Origin of the sequence: Streptomyces sp. NPDC052101, assembly GCF_040680235.1 — a bacterium.
In the GTDB taxonomy this organism is placed as follows: domain Bacteria; phylum Actinomycetota; class Actinomycetes; order Streptomycetales; family Streptomycetaceae; genus Streptomyces.
Genome location: NZ_JBFAWH010000009.1, coordinates 261,437 through 280,591, shown reverse-complemented (window position 1 = coordinate 280,591; position 19,155 = coordinate 261,437). Strand labels below are relative to the sequence as shown.

The window sequence follows — 19,155 nt, the reverse complement described above, 5'->3', positions numbered from 1 at the left end:
CGCGGCACCGGGGGCCGCACCGTTACACAACAAACGCGTTTCGGGACCACCCCGTGACACCTCTAAACTGACCCCCGTGACCGAAAACGCTCAGCAGCAGCCACCCGCGCCCGACTCCGAACTGCCGACCCAGTACGCGCCGGCCGATGTAGAGGGCCCGCTGTACGAGCGCTGGGTAGAGCGCGGTTACTTCGAGGCGGACGCGAAGAGCGACAAGCCGCCGTACACGATCGTCATCCCGCCGCCGAACGTCACGGGCTCGCTCCACCTCGGGCACGCCTTCGAGCACACCCTCATCGACGCCCTGACCCGCCGTAAGCGCATGCAGGGCTACGAGACGCTGTGGCAGCCCGGCATGGACCACGCCGGCATCGCCACGCAGAACGTCGTCGAGAGGGAGCTGGGCAAGGAAGGAAAGTCCCGGCACGACCTCGGCCGCGAGGCCTTCGTCGAGCGCGTCTGGCAATGGAAGGGCGAGTCCGGCGGGCAGATCAGCGGACAGATGCGGCGCCTGGGAGACGGCGTCGCCTGGTCGCGTGAGCGCTTCACCATGGACGAGGGGCTCTCGCAGGCCGTTCAGACCATCTTCAAGCGGCTCTACGACGACGAGCTGATCTACCGCGCCGAGCGCATCATCAACTGGTGCCCGCGCTGTCTGACCGCCATCTCGGACATCGAGGTCGAGTACCAGGACGACGACGGCGAGCTGGTCTCCATGAAGTACGGGGACGGGGACGACGCCATCGTCGTCGCCACCACCCGTGCCGAGACGATGCTCGGTGACACCGCCGTCGCCGTCCACCCCGAGGACGAGCGCTACAAGCACCTCGTCGGCAAGCTCATCCGGCTCCCGCTGACCGAGCGTTCCATCCCGGTCGTCGCCGACGAGCACGTCGACCCCGAGTTCGGCACCGGCGCCGTCAAGGTCACCCCGGCCCACGACCCGAACGACTTCGAGATCGGCCAGCGCCACAACCTGCCGTCCCTCACGGTGATGGACGAGCACGCCGTCATCACCGTCCACGGCCCCTTCCAGGGCATGGACCGCCTGGAGGCCCGCTCGGCGATCGTCGCCGCGCTGCGCGCCGAGGGCCGGATCGTCGCCGAGAAGCGGCCGTACGTCCACTCCGTCGGCCACTGCTCGCGCTGCAAGACCACCATCGAGCCGCGTCTGTCGATGCAGTGGTGGGTCAAGGTCGGCCCGCTCGCGAAGGCCGCCGGTGACGCCGTCCGCGAGGGCAAGGTCAAGATCCATCCGCAGGAGATGGAGAAGCGGTACTTCGACTGGGTCGACAACCTCCACGACTGGTGCATCTCGCGGCAGCTGTGGTGGGGCCACCGCATCCCGGTCTGGTACGGCCCGAACGGCGAGGTCGTCTGCGTCGGCCCCGATGACGAGGCCCCCTCCGGCGAGGGCTGGCACCAGGACACCGACGTCCTCGACACCTGGTTCTCCTCCGGTCTGTGGCCGTTCTCCACCCTCGGCTGGCCCGAGCAGACCGAGTCGCTCGCGAAGTTCTACCCGAACTCCGTCCTGGTCACCGGCTACGACATCCTCTTCTTCTGGGTCGCCCGGATGATGATGTTCGGCCTGTACGCGATGGACGGCACCCCGCCGTTCCACACCATCGCCCTGCACGGCATGGTCCGCGACCAGTTCGGCAAGAAGATGTCGAAGTCCTTCGGCAACGCGGTCAACCCGCTGGACTGGATGGACAAGTACGGCTCCGACGCCCTGCGCTTCACGCTCGCGCGCGGCGCCAACCCCGGCGTCGACGTCCCGATCGGCGAGGACTGGGTCCAGGGCTCCCGCAACTTCGCCAACAAGATCTGGAACGCCACCCGTTTCGCGCTGATGAACGGCGCCACGGTGGACGGCCCGCTGCCGGAGCCGTCGGCCATGTCCTCGACGGACCGCTGGATCCTCTCCCGCCTCAACTCCGTCGTCGCCGAAGTCGACGCGCTCTACGACGACTTCCAGTTCGCCAAGCTCTCCGACGCCCTCTTCCACTTCGCGTGGGACGAGGTCTTCGACTGGTACGTCGAGCTGTCCAAGACGACGTTCCAGGCGGGTGGCGAGCCGGCCGAGGTCTCCAAGCGCGTCCTGGGCGAGGTCCTCGACGTCACCCTCAGGCTGCTGCACCCGGTGGTCCCGTTCGTCACGGAGACCCTCTGGACGACCCTCACGGGCGGCGAGTCGGTCGTGATCGCCGACTGGCCGAAGGACGGCGGCTTCCGTGACGCCGACGCCGAGCGGGAGATCGAGAGCCTCCAGGCGGTCATCACCGAGGTCCGCCGCTTCCGCGCCGACCAGGGCCTCCAGCCCGGTCAGCGGGTCCCGGCCCGCCTGACCCTGGACGGCACGGCCCTCGCCCCGCACGAGGCCGCCATCCGTCAGCTCCTGCGCCTCCAGCCGGAGGGCGAGAGCTTCACGGCGACGGCCACCCTCCCGGTCGCCGGCGCCGAGGTCGCGCTGGACCTCTCCGGCACGATCGACGTGGCGGCCGAGCGCAAGCGGCTGGCGAAGGATCTGGCTGCCGCCGAGAAGGAGAAGGCCCAGGCGAACGCCAAGCTCGGCAACGAGGCCTTCCTGGCCAAGGCCCCGGAGAACGTGGTCGACAAGATCCGAGGCCGCCTGGCGAAGGCGGAGGAGGACATCGCGCGGATCCAGGCCCAGCTGGACAGGTTGCCGTCGGCGTAAGCAGTTCTGCGTGAGCGAAGGCCCCGGTGCATGTGAGGCGCCGGGGCCTTCGCCGACCCAGGGGCGCGGGGCTGTATCGATATGCGACTCAGGCGCGATGGGGGTCCCCCGGGGTTCGAGCGAAGCCGAGAACTCGGGGGAGCGACAAGCCACGACGCACCCGCACCCGGCGTCGCAGAGCAACCACCCCGAACCGGCCGTTTGTCACCCCCGCTCCGTAGACTGGCCCCGTGAGCGACCACCCGCACGAAAACGACCAGCCGGACCCCCTCGACGGCTTCGACGAACTCATCGAGGCCGAGACCACCCGCGACCCCGACCTCGCGGTCATCGAGGCCGGCAGCCGCACCCTGCGCACCCAGGGCGGCCCGCCGCAGGCAGACGTACCCGGGCGACCCGAGGACCCGGAGGTCGACCGGGCCCTGCGCGAGGTCGAGTCGGAGCTGGCCACGCGCTGGGGCGAGACCAAGCTGGAGCCCTCGGTCAGCCGTATCTCCGCGCTGATGGACGTGCTCGGCGAGCCCCAGCGGTCGTACCCCTCGATCCACATCACGGGCACGAACGGCAAGACCTCCACCGCCCGCATGATCGAGGCCCTGCTCGGCGCCTTCGAGCTGCGCACCGGCCGCTACACCAGCCCCCATGTGCAGTCGATCACCGAGCGGATCAGCCTGGACGGCGCCCCGGTCTCCGCCGAGCGGTTCATCGAGACGTACCAGGACATCAAGCCGTACGTCGAGATGGTGGACGCCCAGCAGGAGTACCGGCTGTCCTTCTTCGAGGTGCTCACCGGCATGGCGTACGCGGCCTTCGCGGACGCGCCCGTCGACGTCGCCGTCGTCGAGGTCGGCATGGGCGGCTCCTGGGACGCCACGAACGTCATCGACGGCGACGTCGCCGTGATCACCCCGATAGACCTGGACCACACCGACCGGCTCGGCGAGACGACCGCGGAGATCGCCGCCGAGAAGAGCGGCATCATCAAGCAGGACGCCACCGTGATCCTGGCGCAGCAGCCGGTGGACGCGGCGCAGGTGCTGCTGAAGAGGGCCGTCGAGGTGGACGCCACCGTGGCCCGCGAGGGCCTGGAGTTCGGGGTCGTCGACCGGCAGGTCGCCGTCGGCGGGCAGCTGCTCACGCTGCGCGGCCTCGGCGGCGAGTACGCCGAGGTGTACCTGCCGCTGTACGGCGCCCACCAGGCGCACAACGCGGCCGTCGCCCTCGCCGCCGTCGAGGCGTTCTTCGGTGTCGGCGCGCAGCGTGCCGAGCCGCTGGACATCGACGCCGTCCGCAGGGCCTTCGCGGCCGTTTCCTCGCCGGGCCGCCTGGAGGTCGTACGGCGTTCCCCGACCGTCGTGCTGGACGCGGCGCACAACCCGGCGGGTGCCGCGGCCACCGCCGAGGCCGTGCAGGAGGCGTTCGACTTCAGCCGGCTGATCGGTGTCGTGGGCGCGAGCGGCGACAAGAACGTGCGGGGTCTGCTGGAGGCCTTCGAGCCGATCTTCGCCGAGGTCGTCATCACGCAGAACTCCACCCAGCGCGCGATGGACGCGGACGAGCTGGCCGCGATCGCGGTCGAGGTGTTCGGCGAGGAGCGGGTGCAGGTCGAGCCGCGGCTGCCGGACGCCCTGGAGGCCGCGATCACGCTGGCCGAGGAGGAGGGCGAGTTCGCGGGCGGTGGCGTGCTGGTCACCGGTTCCGTCATCACCGTCGGCGAGGCCCGGCTGCTGCTGGGGAAGGGCTGAGGACCGAGGATGCGTACGCTCTGTGCGTCGACACTGATCGGCGAGTTCTTCGTCATCGGGTTCGCCGGGCTCGTCGCCATGAAGGACCCGAGCCTGTCCATGTCCACGGTGTGGCTGGTCAGCGGTATCGCGATGGTGCTGTGCGTGCTGCTGTGCGGCATGGTGACCCGGCCCGGCGGGGTGGCCCTCGGCTGGGCCCTGCAGATCGCGCTGATCGCCTCCGGGGTCTTCGTGCCGACCATGTACTTCATGGGTGCGGTGTTCGCGGCGCTGTGGTGGGCTTCGGTGCACTTCGGCAGAAAGGTGGACGAGGCGAAGGCCCGCTTCGCGGCGCAGAGCGACTCCTCCACAGCTGACGCTGCGTAACAGTCGTTCGGACACGCCCTGTAACCTCATCCCACCGCACACGTCCGTCACGTAAGGAGTCCCCCTGTGAGCCAGCGCACCCTCGTCCTGCTCAAGCCCGACGCTGTCCGTCGAGGCCTGACCGGCGAGATCATCAGCCGTATCGAGCGCAAGGCCGGCTGGCAGATCACCGCGCTGGAGCTGCGCACCCTGGAGCGGGCGACGCTGGAGCAGCACTACGGCGAGCACGTCGGCAAGCCGTTCTACGAGCCGCTGGTCGAGTTCATGTCCTCCGGTCCGGTCGTCGTGCTGATCGTCGAGGGCGAGCGGGTGATCGAGGGCGTGCGCGCGCTCGCCGGCCCGACCGACCCGATCGCCGCCGCGCCCGGCTCCATCCGCGGTGACTACGGCGTGATCGTCCGCGAGAACCTGATCCATGCCTCCGACTCCGAGGAGTCCGCCGAGCGCGAGGTGAAGATCTTCTTCCCGGGCCGCGCGTGAGCCGCGCGCGGAGTTCTCGCTAATTTTTCTGATGGGGCGTCAGGTCGGTTCGGTGGCGCCTGACCAGGGACGGCCGCACATTTCCGGTCGTCCCTTGGCATATGCCTTGCCGATCGGGGGAACGCGTGCCTCCGTTGGACCGTCTCCACAAGCGGGGCGGGCCGCCATCTGGTGACAATGGCGGAGACCCTCGCGCAGTGGCCGTGCAGGCGCGTTTACGATGGAAGCCTTCACGTCACAGCACCCGCCTCGCCGACCTGATATGCCCTCAAAAGCTCAGGAAGGCCAGATGAATCCGGATGGGGAACTCAATGTCGTTCATCGGCCGTGACATGGCTGTCGACCTCGGGACCGCCAACACGCTGGTGTACGTCAGGGGTCGTGGAATCGTACTCAACGAGCCGTCCGTCGTCGCGATCAACACCAACACGGGTGGGATCCTCGCGGTCGGTGCCGAAGCGAAGAAGATGATCGGCCGGACGCCGGGCAATATCGTGGCCGTCCGCCCGCTGAAGGACGGCGTGATCGCCGACTTCGAGATCACCGAGCGGATGCTCCGCTACTTCATCCTGAAGATCCACAAGCGGCGTTATCTCGCCCGGCCGCGGGTCGTCGTCTGTGTGCCCTCCGGTATCACGGGCGTCGAGCGCCGCGCCGTGATCGAGGCGTCCTCGCAGGCCGGCGCCCGCCAGGTGCACATCATCGAGGAGCCCATGGCGGCCGCTATCGGCTCCGGCCTGCCGGTCCACGAGGCCACGGGCAACATGGTGGTGGACATCGGCGGCGGCACCACGGAGGTCGCGGTCATCTCGCTCGGCGGCATCGTCACCGCCCAGTCCATCCGCGTCGCGGGCGACGAACTGGACAACGCGATCATCCAGTACATCAAGAAGGAGTACAGCCTTCTGCTGGGTGAGCGCACGGCCGAGCAGATCAAGATCACGATCGGTTCGGCGTACGACCTCGACACCGACGAGCACACCGAAGTCCGCGGCCGGGACCTGGTGTCCGGGCTGCCGAAGACCGTGGTCATCTCGGCCGCCGAGGTCCGCAAGGCGATCGAGGAACCCGTCAACGCGATCGTGGACGCGGTCAAGACGACCCTCGACAAGTGCCCGCCGGAGCTGTCCGGCGACATCATGGACCGAGGAATCGTTCTGACCGGCGGTGGAGCCCTGCTGCGCGGGCTCGACGAGCGGCTGCGCCGGGAGACGGGGATGCCGATCCACATCGCCGAGGATCCGCTGGACAGCGTCGCGCTCGGCTCCGGGAAGTGCGTCGAGGAGTTCGAGGCGCTGCAGCAGGTCCTGGACGCCCAGCCGCGCAGATGACGTAAGTCTTATATTCCGCCGTACGGGACGTTCTCCTCTCGTACGGCGGATCGTTGATTGCAGGCATAAGCTCCCACAAATGGGCCCCTCGGGTTGCGAATCGCGTAACGCGCCCGCGAAGGGGCTCCCGAATTCCTATTGAGGAAGGGCACGGCCGCCGCACGTGAGGGACACGAAAGAGAGCCGGTTGCTCCTGGTCCTGCTGGTTGCCATCGCATTCGCGCTGATCACGGTGGACATCCGCGGGGGCAGGAACTCCCCGGTCGACGGTGCGCGGCAGGCCGCGGCCGCGGTGTTCGGCCCCGTCGAGAACGGGCTGTCCTCGGCGGTCGACCCCGTCGGCAACGCCGTCTCCGCGATCCGGGACTCCGGCAGCAGGCACGACCGGCTCGCCACTCTGGAGAAGGAGAACGCGGCCCTCAAGGCGAAGCTCGGCAGCGACGACCGCAACCGCAGCCGCCTGAACCAGCTCGACAGGATGCTGAAGATCGCCGGCGAGGGCCAGTACGGCATCAAGGGCGCCCAGGTCATCGCCATAGGAGCGGCGCAGGGCTTCTCCTGGACCATCACCATCGACGTCGGCGCCAACGACGGCATCAAGCGCGACATGACCGTGCTCAACGGCGACGGACTGGTCGGCCGGGTCACCACCGTCGGTCCCGACACCTCCACCGTGCTGCTCGCCAACGACCCCGACTTCACCGTCGGCACCCGCATGGAAGGCGGCGACGAACTCGGCTTCGCCTCCGGGCAGGGCGACCGCCCGCTGCGTGTGGAGCTGCTCAACGGCAGGGCGGACGTCAAGAAGGGCGACCGGCTCGTCACCTTCGGCTCGGAGGCCGACCGGCCGTTCGTGCCGGGCGTCCCGGTCGGCGTGGTCTCCCGCATCGACCCCTCCAACGGCGGCCTCACCCGCATCATCTACGTCACCCCGTACGTCGGCTACACCAAGCTCGACATCGTCGGCGTGGTGGTCCAGGCCCCGAAGAAGGACCCGCGTGACGAGGTCCTGCCGGCCAAGCCCAAGCCCGTCCCGACGCCTACGGTGACCGTCACGGTGACCCCGTCCCCCGACGCCTCCGCCACCGACCAGCAGCAGTAGGAGCCGAACCCATGCGCCTCAACCGGATCCTGCTCTCCACCGCACTCGTCGTCGTGGCCCTGGTGATCCAGGTGAGCGTCCTCGCCCGCCTGCACCTGCCGGGCGCCGTGCCCGACTTGCTGCTGCTCACTGTCCTGGGCCTCGCCATGGTGTACGGCCATGTCGGCGGCGCCCTCGTCGGCTTCGGCGCCGGTCTGCTCGCCGACCTCGCCCCGCCCGCCGACCACGCGGCCGGCCGCTACGCGCTCGTGCTGTGCGTCATCGGCTACGCCGCCGGGCTGATCCGGCCGGAGAACGGCCGCCTGAAGTCGGCGACCGGCCCGATGGCCGTCGTGGTCGCCGCCGCGATCGGCTCCACACTGCTGTACGCGTGCGTCGGCGCCCTGGTCGGCGACACCGCCGCCCGCCATGTCGGCCTGCCCGGGCTGCTGTTCTCGGCGGCCCTGTACGACCTGCTGCTCGCCCCTTTCGTGGTCCCCGGGATCATGTGGCTGGCCCGGCGCTCCGACAACGACCCGCTCACCGAGACCAGCCCCGCCGCCAAGGCCGGCGACATCTCCACCGGCTGGCTCTCCTCCGGCACCGGCCTGCGCATCGGCAGCCAGCGTGGCGGCCTCGGCGCGCTGAAGGCCAAGGCCCGTACCCGCTCCGCCCGGGTCGCCCGGATCAAGGGGGTCAAGCGGCTGTGAAGCAGGGTCAGGCGCCCGTGGGTCCCGAGGAGTTCATCCGAACGGGGCAGCCTCCGCGGAACGCGGGCTCACAGGCTGGTCGTTCATCATTCGTACGCACGCGACCGGTTCGCACACCTGCGCCGCGCGCACAGACGTCCGCGCACTGAGAGGGGGAGACAGCCGCAGTGACCAACATCCCCGAGACCGGTCGGACCCCACGGGTCCAGATCCGGCTCGTCGTGATCCAGATCCTTGTCCTCTCCCTCCTCGGCACGCTCGGCGGCCGGCTCTGGTATCTGCAGATCCGCGAGGGCGCCCAGTACCAGAAGGAGGCCTCCGGAAACCACGTCCAGCAGGTCGTCGACCCCGCCGTGCGCGGCGACATCCTGGACGCCCGCGGCGTGCCCCTCGCCGACACCGAGGCCCGCCTGGTCGTCTCCGCCTCCCGTACCGACCTGCTCAAGCAGCGGGACGACGGCAAGGCCGTCCTCACCAAGCTGGCCGGTGTCCTCGGCGTGAAACCCGAGGACGTCATCCAGAAGGTGCGGCTGTGTGACGCCAAGACCCCCCAGCCGTGCTGGAACGGCTCGCCGTACCAGCCGATCCCGATCACCGACGAGGCCACCCCGAAGCAGGCCCTGCAGATCCGCGAGCGCTCCGAGGACTTCCCCGGCATCACCGCCGAGCCCGAGGCCGTGCGTCACTATCCGGGCCCGGGCAAGTCCAACACCGCGCAGGTGCTCGGCTATCTCTCGCCCGTCACCGACGACGAGATCCAGAAGGCCAAGAACACCGACTCGCCCTATCTGCGCTCCGACATGGTCGGCCGCTCCGGCCTGGAGCGGGAGTACGACAAGGAGCTGCGCGGCAAGGCCGGCGTCACCCGCTACGAGGTCGACAACCTCGGCCGGGTCATCGGCAAGGCCAAGGCGGACCCCGCCGAGCCCGGCTCCAACCTGGTCACCAGCATCGACTCCCGCGTGCAGCGCGTCGCCGAGTACGAACTGGACAAGGCCATGAAGGCCGCCCGCCAGCAGGTCGACAAGAACACCGGCGAGAACTACAAGGCCGACTCCGGCGCCGTCATCGTCATGGAGGCCAAGACCGGCCGGATCGTCGCGATGGCCTCGGCACCGACCTACGACCCGAACGTATGGGTGGGCGGCATCTCGGCCAAGGACTACAAGTCCCTCACCGGCAAGGACTCCGACTACCCGCTGCTCAACAGGGCCATACAGGGTCAGGCGGCCCCCGGTTCGACGTTCAAGGTGGTCTCCACGGCCGCCGCGGTCCAGGCCGGCTACGTCTGGGACGGCGGCTACCCCTGCACCAGCTCCTACTCGGTGGGCGGCCAGGTCTTCAGGAACTTCGAGGGCGAGAACTTCGGCCCGATCTCCCTGGGCCGCGCCCTGGAGGTCTCCTGCGACACCGTCTTCTACGGCCTCGGCGACAGGGAATGGAAGAAGGACGGCGGCATCAACCCCAAGAGGGGGCAGCCGAGGGACTGGTTCTTCAAGACGGCCCACCAGTTCGGCCTCGGCAAGGAGACCGGCATCGACCTGCCCAACGAGGTCACCGGCCGCGTCCCCGACCGCCAGTGGAAGCTGGACTACTGGAAGGCCAACAAGGACGCCTGGTGCAAGTCCGGCAAGAAGAACGGCTCCTACGTCGAGAAGATCGCCTACGAGAACTGCCTCGAAGGTAACAAGATGCGTGAGGGTGACGAGATCAACTACTCCATCGGCCAGGGCGACACCCTCGTCACGCCGATACAGGAGGCGATGATCTACGGCGCCGTCGCCAACGGCGGCACCGAGTATGTCCCGACCATCGGCAAGGCGATCATCAGCCCCGACGGCAAGTCCGTCCAGGAGATCAAGCCAAAGGTGCAGCGCAAGCTGCCCGTCAGCCAGGCCACCCTCAAGGGCATGGACGACGCCTTCGCGGGCGTCATCACCCGAGGTACGGCGGCCTGGAAGTTCAACGGCTGGCCGCAGAACAAGATCCAGCTGCACGGCAAGACCGGTACGGCGGAGGTCTACGGCAAACAGACCACCGGCTGGCTGGCCACGTACACCAAGGACTACTCGGTGATCATGACGATCGCCCAGGCCGGTACGGGTTCCGGTTCCTCCGGTGAGGCCGTGCGCAACATCTACAGCGCGCTCTACGGCGTCCAGGGCGACGGCTCCATCGACAAGAAGAAGGCGCTGCTGCCCGAGCCGCAGAAGGGCCTGCCGAAGGTCCGCACGGACGGCACGATCGCCGCCCCCAAGGTCACCGGCGACCCGGGCAAGGACGCCGAGGCCTCCCAGAAGGACAACCCGAGCAACGGCGACAGCAACCAGCCCGCCGCCACCGCATCGCCCACCACACGCAACCGCAACACCCGCAGGCGGCCACGGCGCGATCGCGGCAGGGGAAGCCGGAGGATGCCCTCATGACCGGCGCGAACAGCTTCTCCGTCTCCGGGTACGGCCCCGAGCGCGCCGGCTGGACCAGGATCTTCGCCCGCGACTCGCTCACCCGCCGACTGGACTGGCCGATACTGCTGGCCGCCGTCGTGCTGTCGCTGATCGGCTCGCTGCTGGTGTACTCCGCGACCCGCAACCGCACCGAGATCAACCAGGGCGACCAGTACTACTTCCTGGTCCGCCATCTGATGAACCTCGGCATCGGGCTCGCCCTGATGATCGGCACGATCTGGCTCGGCCACCGCGCCCTGCGCAACGCCGTGCCGATCCTCTACGGCATCTCACTGTTCGGCGTGCTGCTCGTGCTCACCCCGCTCGGCGCCACCATCAACGGCAGCCGCAACTGGATCGTCTTCGGCGGCGGCTTCTCGCTCCAGCCCGCCGAGTTCGTGAAGGTCTCGATCATCCTGGGCATGGCGATGATACTGGCGGCCCGGGTCGACGCCGGGGACAAGCCGCACCCCGACCACCGCACGGTGATGCAGGCACTCGGCCTGGCCACCGTGCCGATCTTGATCGTGCTGCTCATGCCCGACCTCGGCACGGTCCTCGCCATGGTGGCCATCATCCTGGGCGTGCTGCTCGCCTCCGGTGCCTCCAACCGCTGGATCTTCGGCCTGCTCCTCGCCGGTGTGCTCGGCTGTGTCGCGATCTGGCAGCTGCACATCCTGGACCAGTACCAGATCAACCGCTTCGCCGCGTTCGCCAACCCGGACCTGGACCCGGCGGGCGTCGGCTACAACACCAACCAGGCCCGTATCGCGATCGGCTCCGGCGGCCTGATGGGGGCCGGTCTCTTCCACGGCTCGCAGACCACCGGCCAGTTCGTGCCCGAGCAGCAGACCGACTTCGTCTTCACGGTCGCGGGGGAGGAGCTGGGCTTCGTCGGCGCTGGCCTGATCATCTTCCTGCTGGGCGTGGTGCTGTGGCGCGCCTGCCGTATCGCCCGCGACTCCACCGAGCTGTACGGGACGATCGTGGCCGCGGGGATCGTCGCCTGGTTCTCCTTCCAGTCCTTCGAGAACATCGGCATGACCCTCGGCATCATGCCGGTCACCGGTCTGCCCCTGCCGTTCGTGTCCTACGGCGGCTCGTCGATGTTCGCCGTGTGGGTGGCCGTGGGACTGCTGCAGTCGATCAAGGTGCAGAGACCGATGTCGGCGTAGGTATCCGGCGTAGGCCTCCGTGGGCCGGCCGTACACCGGATGGATGTGTGGAAGTTTCCTGTCATTCACCCGGGGCGGCCCCTGCCGTGCCGCCCCGCGGGCTACTAGATTCAATCCATGGCGGATGCGAAACGCGAGATCGAGCGCAAGTACGAGTCCGACGACAGCGGGCTGCCCGACCTGACGGGCGTCGGCGGAGTGGCGGCCGTCCTGGACAAGGGCCTGGTCGAACTCGACGCCACCTACTACGACACCGCCGACGAACGCCTCGCCGACGCCGCCCTCACCCTGCGCCGCCGCACCGGCGGCTCGGACGCCGGCTGGCATCTGAAATTCCCGGTCGAACCTGGCGTACGCGACGAGATCCGGGCCCCGCTCTCCGACACCGTCCCCGAGGAGATCGCCGCCCTCGTCCGCTCCCGGGTCCGGGACGCCGAGCTGATCCCGCTGGTCCGGCTGCGCTCCGCCCGCGATGTGCGCCACCTGGTCGACGCCGACGGTGCCCTGCTGGCCGAGGCCAGCGTCGACGCGGTGACCGCCGAGCGGCTCGGCGGCGCGGGCGGGGCCGCCCAGTGGACCGAGATCGAGGTGGAACTGGCCGACGACGGCGACCCCGCCTTCCTCGACCGGGTGGAGAAACGGCTGCGCAAGGCGGGCGTGCGCCCCTCGAAGTCGCCGTCGAAGCTGGCCCGGGCCCTGGAGCAGACGGGAGGACCCCGCTGTGGCAGCCGCAGGAAGAGCAAGCCCGCACCGCCGGAGACGGCAGGCGACCACGTCCTCGCCTATCTGCGCGCCCAGCGGGACGTGCTGGTCGAGCTGGATCCGGCCGTCCGCCGCGATGTGCCCGACTCCGTGCACCGTATGCGGGTCGCCACCCGCCGCGCCCGCAGCACCCTGCGCAGCTTCCGCTCGGTCCTCGACCGCACCGTCACCGACCCCATCGGCGTCGAGCTGAAGTGGCTCGCGGGCGAGCTGGGCCTCGACCGCGACCAGGAGGTGATGGCCGAACGCCTGACGGCCGCCCTCGACGCCCTCCCGCCCGGCCTGGTCACCGGCCCCGTCCGCGAGCGCCTCGCGGCCTGGTCCGAGACCCGGCACGGCGGCGCGCACTCGCATCTGACCGACGTGCTGGACTCCCGCCGCTACCTCGCCCTGCTGGACACCCTGGACGGCCTCCTCGCCGGCCTCCCGTTGCGGAAGGCCGCCGCGAAACAGCCGGACAAGGTGCTCGCCAAGGCCGTCGACAAGGACCTGGCGACCCTGTCCGCCCTGGTCGAGCAGGCGATCGGCGCCCCGCCCGGCGAGGAACGCGACATCGCCGTGCACGAGGCCCGCAAGAAGGCCAAGCGCACCCGGTACGCGGCCGAGGCGGCCACCCCGGCCCTCGGAAAACCGGCCCGTTCCCTGACCAAGGCCATGAAATCCCTCACCACCCTCCTCGGCGAACACCAGGACAGCGTCATGACCCGCTCGACCCTGCGCGAGCTGTCCGCGGTGGCGCACGAGGCGGGCGAGAGCGCGTTCACCTACGGGGTGCTGTACGGGCGGGAGGAGCAGCGGGCGGCGACTGCGGAGGCCGAGCTGCCGGCCCTCTGGACGGAGATCGAGTCCGGGGCGACGGTCTGAGCGTTCGGGGCAGGCCTCCGACCGGGTTACGCTTGATGGTCACCCCTGTCAGCTCATGAAGGTTCGCGAGATGCCTGTCGAGTCGGTTTTCCCGCAGCTCGAAGCTCTGCTTCCCCACGTGCAGAAGCCGATCCAGTACGTCGGCGGAGAGCTCAACTCCACCGTCAAGGACTGGGACGAGTGCGACGTCCGCTGGGCGCTCATGTACCCGGACGCCTACGAGGTGGGTCTGCCCAACCAGGGCGTCATGATCCTCTACGAGGTCCTCAACGAGCAGGAGGGCGTCCTCGCCGAGCGCACCTACAGCGTGTGGCCGGACCTCGAGGCGCTGATGCGCGAGCACGGCGTCACCCAGTTCACGGTCGACAGCCACCGCCCGGTGAAGGCCTTCGACGTGTTCGGTCTCTCCTTCTCCACCGAACTGGGCTACACCAACATGCTGACGGCCCTGGACCTGGCCGGGATCCCCCTGGAGTCCAAGGACCGGACGCTGGACGACCCGATCGTCCTGGCCGGCGGCCACGCGGCCTTCAATCCCGAGCCGATCGCGGACTTCATCGACGCGGCGATCATCGGCGACGGCGAGCAGGCCGTCCTCGACATGACCCGGATCATCCGCGAGTGGAAGGCCGAGGGCTGCCCCGGCGGCCGCGAGGAGGTCCTCTTCCGCCTGGCCAGGACGGGCGCGGTGTACATCCCGGCGTTCTACGACGTCGAGTACCTCCCGGACGGCCGCATCGCCCGCGTCGTCCCGAACAAGTCCGGCGTCCCGTGGCGCGTGTCCAAGCACACGGTCATGGACCTGGACGAGTGGCCGTACCCCAAGCAGCCCCTGGTCCCGCTGGCCGAGACGGTCCACGAGCGCATGTCGGTGGAGATCTTCCGCGGCTGCACCCGCGGCTGCCGCTTCTGCCAGGCGGGCATGATCACCCGCCCGGTCCGCGAGCGCTCGATCACGGGCATCGGCGAAATGGTCGACAAGGGCCTCAAGGCGACGGGTTTCGAGGAGGTGGGCCTCCTCTCCCTCTCCTCCGCGGACCACTCGGAGATCGGCGACATCGCCAAGGGCCTGGCGGACCGCTACGAGGACGACAAGATCGGCCTGTCCCTCCCCTCCACCCGAGTCGACGCCTTCAACGTGGACCTGGCGAACGAGCTGACGCGCAACGGCCGCCGCTCCGGCCTGACCTTCGCCCCCGAGGGCGGCTCGGAGCGCATGCGCAAGGTCATCAACAAGATGGTCTCCGAAGAGGACCTGATCCGTACGGTCGCCACGGCCTACGGCAACGGCTGGCGCCAGGTGAAGCTGTACTTCATGTGCGGCCTGCCCACCGAGACCGACGACGACGTCCTGCAGATCGCCGACATGGCGACCCACGTCATCCAGAAGGGCCGCGAGGTCTCGGGCTCGAACGACATCCGCTGCACGGTCTCGATCGGCGGCTTCGTGCCCAAGCCCCACACCCCCTTCCAGTGGGCCCCGCAGCTCTCCGCCGAGGAGACGGACGCCCGCCTGGAGAAGCTCCGCGACAAGATCCGCGGCGACAAGAAGTACGGCCGCTCGATCGGCTTCCGCTACCACGACGGCAAGCCCGGCATCGTCGAGGGCCTGCTCTCCCGCGGCGACCGCCGCATCGGCGCGGTCATCCGCGCGGTGTACGACGACGGCGGCCGCTTCGACGGCTGGCGCGAACACTTCTCCTACGACCGCTGGATGGCCTGCGCCGACAAGGCGCTGGCGGACTTCGGCGTAGACGTCGACTGGTACACGACGCGCGAGCGCACCTACGAGGAAGTCCTCCCCTGGGACCACCTCGACTCCGGCCTCGACAAGGACTGGCTCTGGGAGGACTGGCAGGACGCCCTCGACGAAACAGAGGTCGAGGACTGCCGCTGGACCCCCTGCTTCGACTGCGGCGTCTGTCCGCAGATGGATACGGCCATACAAATCGGCCCGACCGGCAAGAAGCTGCTGCCCCTGACGGTCAAGAACGCTGGTCCGACGCCGGCCGCGAGTGGTCACGTGCACTGAGGTGGGCGGGGCACTCGATCGGGTGATGGGGGCGCTGGCGGGGGTGAGCGAGGAGGAAGTGGCGGCTGCGCTGGCTGCGGCCGGCGCGGTGCGTCCCCGTCCGCCAGCGACGCAGGCGGTGCCTCGCACTCCGTTGCCGGATTCTGGAGGCTCGCGTCAGATCGTCTCCGAGGTGGAGTGGGTCTGAAGGTCTTCCAGGCTTGTGCCCGGCTGTGGGACCAGTTGAGCCCCTTCCCGGACAGGGAGGGGGCTCGTTGCTGTCTGGTGTGTCGGTCCTTGCTGTGGAGTCCTTCACGGCAGGACTACTGAAGGCCTGCCGAGCTACGGGCATCAAGGTCTGAATAGAAGCGGTCCACGATGTTGCTTTCCTGGGCAACACCGTCCATGGACTCGCCAACTACCCGGCTGGCCAGCTCCGTGGCCAAGGACACGACGACACCGCGAAGCTCTGTTTCGGCGATCACCCGGTCGGTCGCGAGCCGTGCCTGAGCTTCCGCAATCATCGTCTCGCGTTCCCGCAAGGCCTCGGCGCGGATCTCAGTGATCAGTTGGGTGCCCTGCTCCAGGGATTCCTGACGCAGGCGAGCCGCCTCGTGCCGGGCTTCGGCCAGTTCCTCGCGGTATTTGGCAAGGACCTCACCGGCCTCGATTGCTGTCCGCTCGGCTTGTTCCCTCTGACCGTCGATGGCGTCGTGTCGTTCGGCGAGGACGCTGTTGATCCGAGGCAGAAGGATCTTGGACAGACAGACGAAGATTGCGGCGAAGGCCAGCACACACACGAGCGTCGGTGCGGGCCGAGGTATGAGGATGTCCATGCCAAGATTTTACGGATTTATTGAAGCGTGACGGTGCACTTCAGGTAAGAGTCTTCCCTCAAGTGGCGCTAGAGGTACGGCTCCTGAATGTGCATCACGGCAATGCGACTGTGCTGGGGAGCCTGCCCGCCGCGAGGCGGCTGGTACTGCCGAGGCTGGTAGAGAGCACCCGTGCCCCTTATGTGCCCGTCTGAGGGCCCGCTCCGGGCTGCGATGTTCGATGAGCACCACGTCGCGTCATACGCCGTGATGGCGGCCGGGCATCTTGCCCTCATGGTCGACGGCGACGTGCCGGTGCTGGAGCCCATGGCCACCATGCGAACTGAGGTCGGTGCCCTCATGCTTGGCTCGCCGGGGCGATCTCGTCGATGAGGTCGCGGATGCGCTTCTCGATCTCGTCGCGGATGGGTCGGACGGCGTCGACGCCCTGTCCGGCCGGGTCGGGGAGCGCCCAGTCGAGGTAACGCTTGCCGGGGAAGACGGGGCAGGTGTCGCCGCAGCCCATCGTGATGACCACATCGGACCCCTGGACGGCTTCGGCTGTGAGCACCTTGGGTACCTCGGCCGAGATGTCGATGCCTGCCTCTGACATCGCCTCGACGACGGCCGGATTGGCGGTGTCGGCGGGCGCAGATCCGGCGGAGCGGACCTGTACGCGATCGCCTGCCAGATGGGTGAGGAATGCGGCGGCCATCTGGGAGCGCCCGGCGTTGTGGACGCAGACGAACAGCACGGAGGGACGTCTGGCGGGGGAGTTCATGGCGGGTGTGTCTTTCTGGGCGGAGGCCGGTCAGGGGAGTGTGGGGGCGAGTTCGGGTTCGCCCTGGAGAGGGGCAGGGGTGGTCTGTGCGGGTGCCGGGCGTCCGAAGACCGCAAGCACCAGCCCCAGCCCCAGCGCACCACCCACCAGCTGGGCCGCGATGAACGGGCCGAGCGAGCCGGGGGCGATGCCGGCGAAGGTGTCGGTGAAGGCACGGCCGATGGTGACCGCCGGGTTCGCGAACGAGGTGGAGGACGTGAACCAGTACGCCGCGCCGATGTACGACGCCACGGCCACCGGGCCGACGTGGGCGCGGTCGGTGCGGGCCAGGCCGAAGATCAGCAGGACGAGTCCGGTGGTCGCTGTCACCTCGCCCAGCCACAGGTGACCGGCGAAGCGGTCATGGGTGGACCACTGGACGAGCGGTTTGCCGAACATGGCGTCGGCCAGGACGGCACCGGCGACGGCTCCCGCGAGCTGGGCCGGGATGTAGGCGGCGACGTCCCGCGCGGTCGGCCCGTCCTCGCCGCGGCGGCCAGTGAACCAGGCCGCGAGGGTGACGACGGGATTGAAGTGCGCACCGGAGACCGGCCCCAGGAGCGCGATGAGCACGCCCAGGCCGAAGACCGTGGCCAGCGAGTTGGCCAGCAGTTGCACGCCGACGTCCCTGGTCAGCTCGGTGGCCTGGATGCCGGAGCCGACGACCACCGCGACGAGGGCGGCCGACCCCACTGCTTCGGCTGCGGCCCGCCGGACCAGCGGGGCGCTCATGCGGGCGCCTCGGCCGTCTGCGACGTCTTCAGGAAGGCGGCGAGCCGGTCGAGCGTGGCGGGCAGTGCCCAGTAGTAGACCCACGTGCCCCGCCGCTCGCAGTCGATCAGACCGGCCTGACGCAGCAGCTTGAGGTGATGCGAGATCGTCGGCTGGGACAGGTCGAAGGCCGGGGTCAGGTCGCAGACGCAGACCTCGCCGCCCGCCCGTGAGGCGATCATCGACAGCAGGCGCAGGCGTACCGGGTCGCCCAGCGCTTTGAACAGCTTCGCCAGCTCCGCCGCCTGGTCCTCGTCCAGGGGCGCGGTCACCAGCCCCGGGCGGCACGCGTCGTTCTCGTCGCTCTGTCCGAGCACTACAAGCTCTTGCTTCGACATGCGCCTATATTGACATCTGTCAATTCAAGTCGCAAGCTTGCATCGACGTGCATCAATGCAAGCCGATGGGAGGCCTGCCATGTCCCGTGCTCAGCTCGCCCTGCGGGTCAGCGACCTGGAGGCGTCGATCGCCTTCTACTCGAAGCTGTTCGGCACCGAACCTGCCAAGCGGCGCGAGGGGTACGCCAACTTCGCCATCGCCGAGCCCCCTCTGAAGCTCGTTCTGATCAAGGGTGAGCCGGGCGAGGAAACCCGCCTCGACCACCTCGGCGTCGAGGTCGAGTCCACCGACCAGGTCAATGCGGCCACCACCCGCCTCAAGGACGCCGGCCTGGCCACCTTCGAGGAGAACGACACCTCCTGCTGCTACGCCCTCCAGGACAAGGTCTGGGTGCACGGCCCCGGCAAGGAGCCGTGGGAGGTGTACGTCGTGAAGGCCGACGCCGATACCCTCGGCAAGGGCGTCGGCGCCAACGCCGCCGGCGACGCCTGCTGCGCCGTCCAGACCACCGAACCGACCTCCGCGTCCGCGGGTTGCAGTTGCGGCTGAACCGACAGCCGTGGGGGCCGATCTCACGCCTGGCTGTTCGGTCCGGTCATCCCGGTCCGTAGGGTGGGTTCTGCAGAGAAGATCGTCCGGATTGCTGGAGCGTCAACACCCATGCCTTTCATCAGTATCGGCACTGTTTCCGCCGCGCTGGACCTGCTGTCCGCACAGCGCTCCGCGAACCAGGAGGA

At 69.0% G+C, this 19,155-nt stretch carries 16 protein-coding genes; 12 read left to right on the top strand and 4 right to left on the bottom strand.

All coding sequences use genetic code 11. The features are described from left to right. Positions 1 to 76 precede the first annotated feature (76 nt). The 11 genes from AB0L75_RS18895 (at position 77) to AB0L75_RS18845 (ending at position 15,694) form a co-directional block, all read left to right on the top strand. Positions 77 to 2,701 (top strand): valine--tRNA ligase, encoded by a 2,625-nt coding sequence (locus tag AB0L75_RS18895; protein ID WP_365182110.1) that lies wholly within the window; start codon positions 77 to 79, stop codon positions 2,699 to 2,701. Positions 2,702 to 2,931: 230 nt separating this feature from the next. Further along, complete coding sequence (locus tag AB0L75_RS18890) at positions 2,932 to 4,446, top strand: folylpolyglutamate synthase/dihydrofolate synthase family protein (protein WP_365182108.1); 1,515 nt, start codon at positions 2,932 to 2,934, stop codon at positions 4,444 to 4,446. A gap of 9 nt (positions 4,447 to 4,455) precedes the next feature. Continuing rightward, complete coding sequence (locus tag AB0L75_RS18885; RefSeq protein ID WP_365182106.1) at positions 4,456 to 4,812, top strand: DUF4233 domain-containing protein; 357 nt, start codon at positions 4,456 to 4,458, stop codon at positions 4,810 to 4,812. A 66-nt stretch (positions 4,813 to 4,878) separates the two neighbouring features. Continuing rightward, positions 4,879 to 5,292 carry a nucleoside-diphosphate kinase gene (gene ndk, locus AB0L75_RS18880; protein WP_365182104.1) on the top strand — a complete coding sequence of 138 codons (414 nt, stop codon included), beginning with the start codon at positions 4,879 to 4,881 and terminating at the stop codon, positions 5,290 to 5,292. Positions 5,293 to 5,603: 311 nt separating this feature from the next. Then, the gene (locus AB0L75_RS18875) at positions 5,604 to 6,623 is read left to right on the top strand and encodes a rod shape-determining protein (protein WP_014672705.1); all 1,020 of its coding nucleotides are present in this window, start codon (positions 5,604 to 5,606) and stop codon (positions 6,621 to 6,623) included. A 163-nt stretch (positions 6,624 to 6,786) separates the two neighbouring features. Beyond that, positions 6,787 to 7,725, top strand: a complete 939-nt coding sequence (gene mreC / locus AB0L75_RS18870; RefSeq protein ID WP_365182102.1) for a rod shape-determining protein MreC — start codon at positions 6,787 to 6,789, stop codon at positions 7,723 to 7,725. An 11-nt stretch (positions 7,726 to 7,736) separates the two neighbouring features. Further along, on the top strand, positions 7,737 to 8,414 hold the full coding sequence (mreD, locus tag AB0L75_RS18865) for a rod shape-determining protein MreD (protein WP_365182100.1): 678 nt from the start codon (positions 7,737 to 7,739) through the stop codon (positions 8,412 to 8,414). Between the two features lie 167 nt (positions 8,415 to 8,581). Further along, positions 8,582 to 10,840: a penicillin-binding protein 2 gene (mrdA, locus tag AB0L75_RS18860; RefSeq protein ID WP_365182098.1), complete on the top strand. Its 2,259-nt coding sequence runs from the start codon at positions 8,582 to 8,584 to the stop codon at positions 10,838 to 10,840. Next, entirely contained in the window at positions 10,837 to 12,036 is a 1,200-nt protein-coding gene (gene rodA, locus AB0L75_RS18855; protein ID WP_365182096.1) for a rod shape-determining protein RodA, read from the top strand. The genes mrdA and rodA overlap by 4 nt, the downstream gene beginning before the upstream one ends. Positions 12,037 to 12,153: 117 nt before the next feature. Then, positions 12,154 to 13,662, top strand: a complete 1,509-nt coding sequence (locus AB0L75_RS18850; protein WP_365182095.1) for a CYTH and CHAD domain-containing protein — start codon at positions 12,154 to 12,156, stop codon at positions 13,660 to 13,662. Positions 13,663 to 13,732: 70 nt separating this feature from the next. Next, a complete protein-coding gene (locus AB0L75_RS18845; protein WP_365182093.1) occupies positions 13,733 to 15,694 on the top strand; it encodes a TIGR03960 family B12-binding radical SAM protein in 1,962 nt (653 codons plus the stop codon). Positions 15,695 to 15,996: 302 nt separating this feature from the next. On the opposite strand, the gene atpF is transcribed toward AB0L75_RS18845, so the two are convergent. From atpF to AB0L75_RS18825, 4 genes are all read right to left on the bottom strand, one after another. Next, positions 15,997 to 16,509, bottom strand: a complete 513-nt coding sequence (gene atpF, locus AB0L75_RS18840) for a F0F1 ATP synthase subunit B (RefSeq protein WP_365182091.1) — start codon at positions 16,507 to 16,509, stop codon at positions 15,997 to 15,999. A 337-nt stretch (positions 16,510 to 16,846) separates the two neighbouring features. Then, positions 16,847 to 17,269, bottom strand: a complete 423-nt coding sequence (locus tag AB0L75_RS18835; protein ID WP_365182090.1) for an arsenate reductase ArsC — start codon at positions 17,267 to 17,269, stop codon at positions 16,847 to 16,849. A gap of 30 nt (positions 17,270 to 17,299) precedes the next feature. After that, positions 17,300 to 18,040, bottom strand: a complete 741-nt coding sequence (locus tag AB0L75_RS18830) for an aquaporin (RefSeq protein WP_365182088.1) — start codon at positions 18,038 to 18,040, stop codon at positions 17,300 to 17,302. Then, the gene (locus tag AB0L75_RS18825; RefSeq protein ID WP_365182086.1) at positions 18,037 to 18,417 is read right to left on the bottom strand and encodes a metalloregulator ArsR/SmtB family transcription factor; all 381 of its coding nucleotides are present in this window, start codon (positions 18,415 to 18,417) and stop codon (positions 18,037 to 18,039) included. Before AB0L75_RS18825 ends, AB0L75_RS18830 begins: the two co-directional genes overlap by 4 nt. 79 nt (positions 18,418 to 18,496) lie before the next feature. Here AB0L75_RS18825 and AB0L75_RS18820 point away from each other — a divergent pair, with 79 nt between their 5' ends. Beyond that, the gene (locus AB0L75_RS18820) at positions 18,497 to 18,967 is read left to right on the top strand and encodes an ArsI/CadI family heavy metal resistance metalloenzyme (protein WP_365182085.1); all 471 of its coding nucleotides are present in this window, start codon (positions 18,497 to 18,499) and stop codon (positions 18,965 to 18,967) included. Positions 18,968 to 19,155 lie beyond the last annotated feature (188 nt).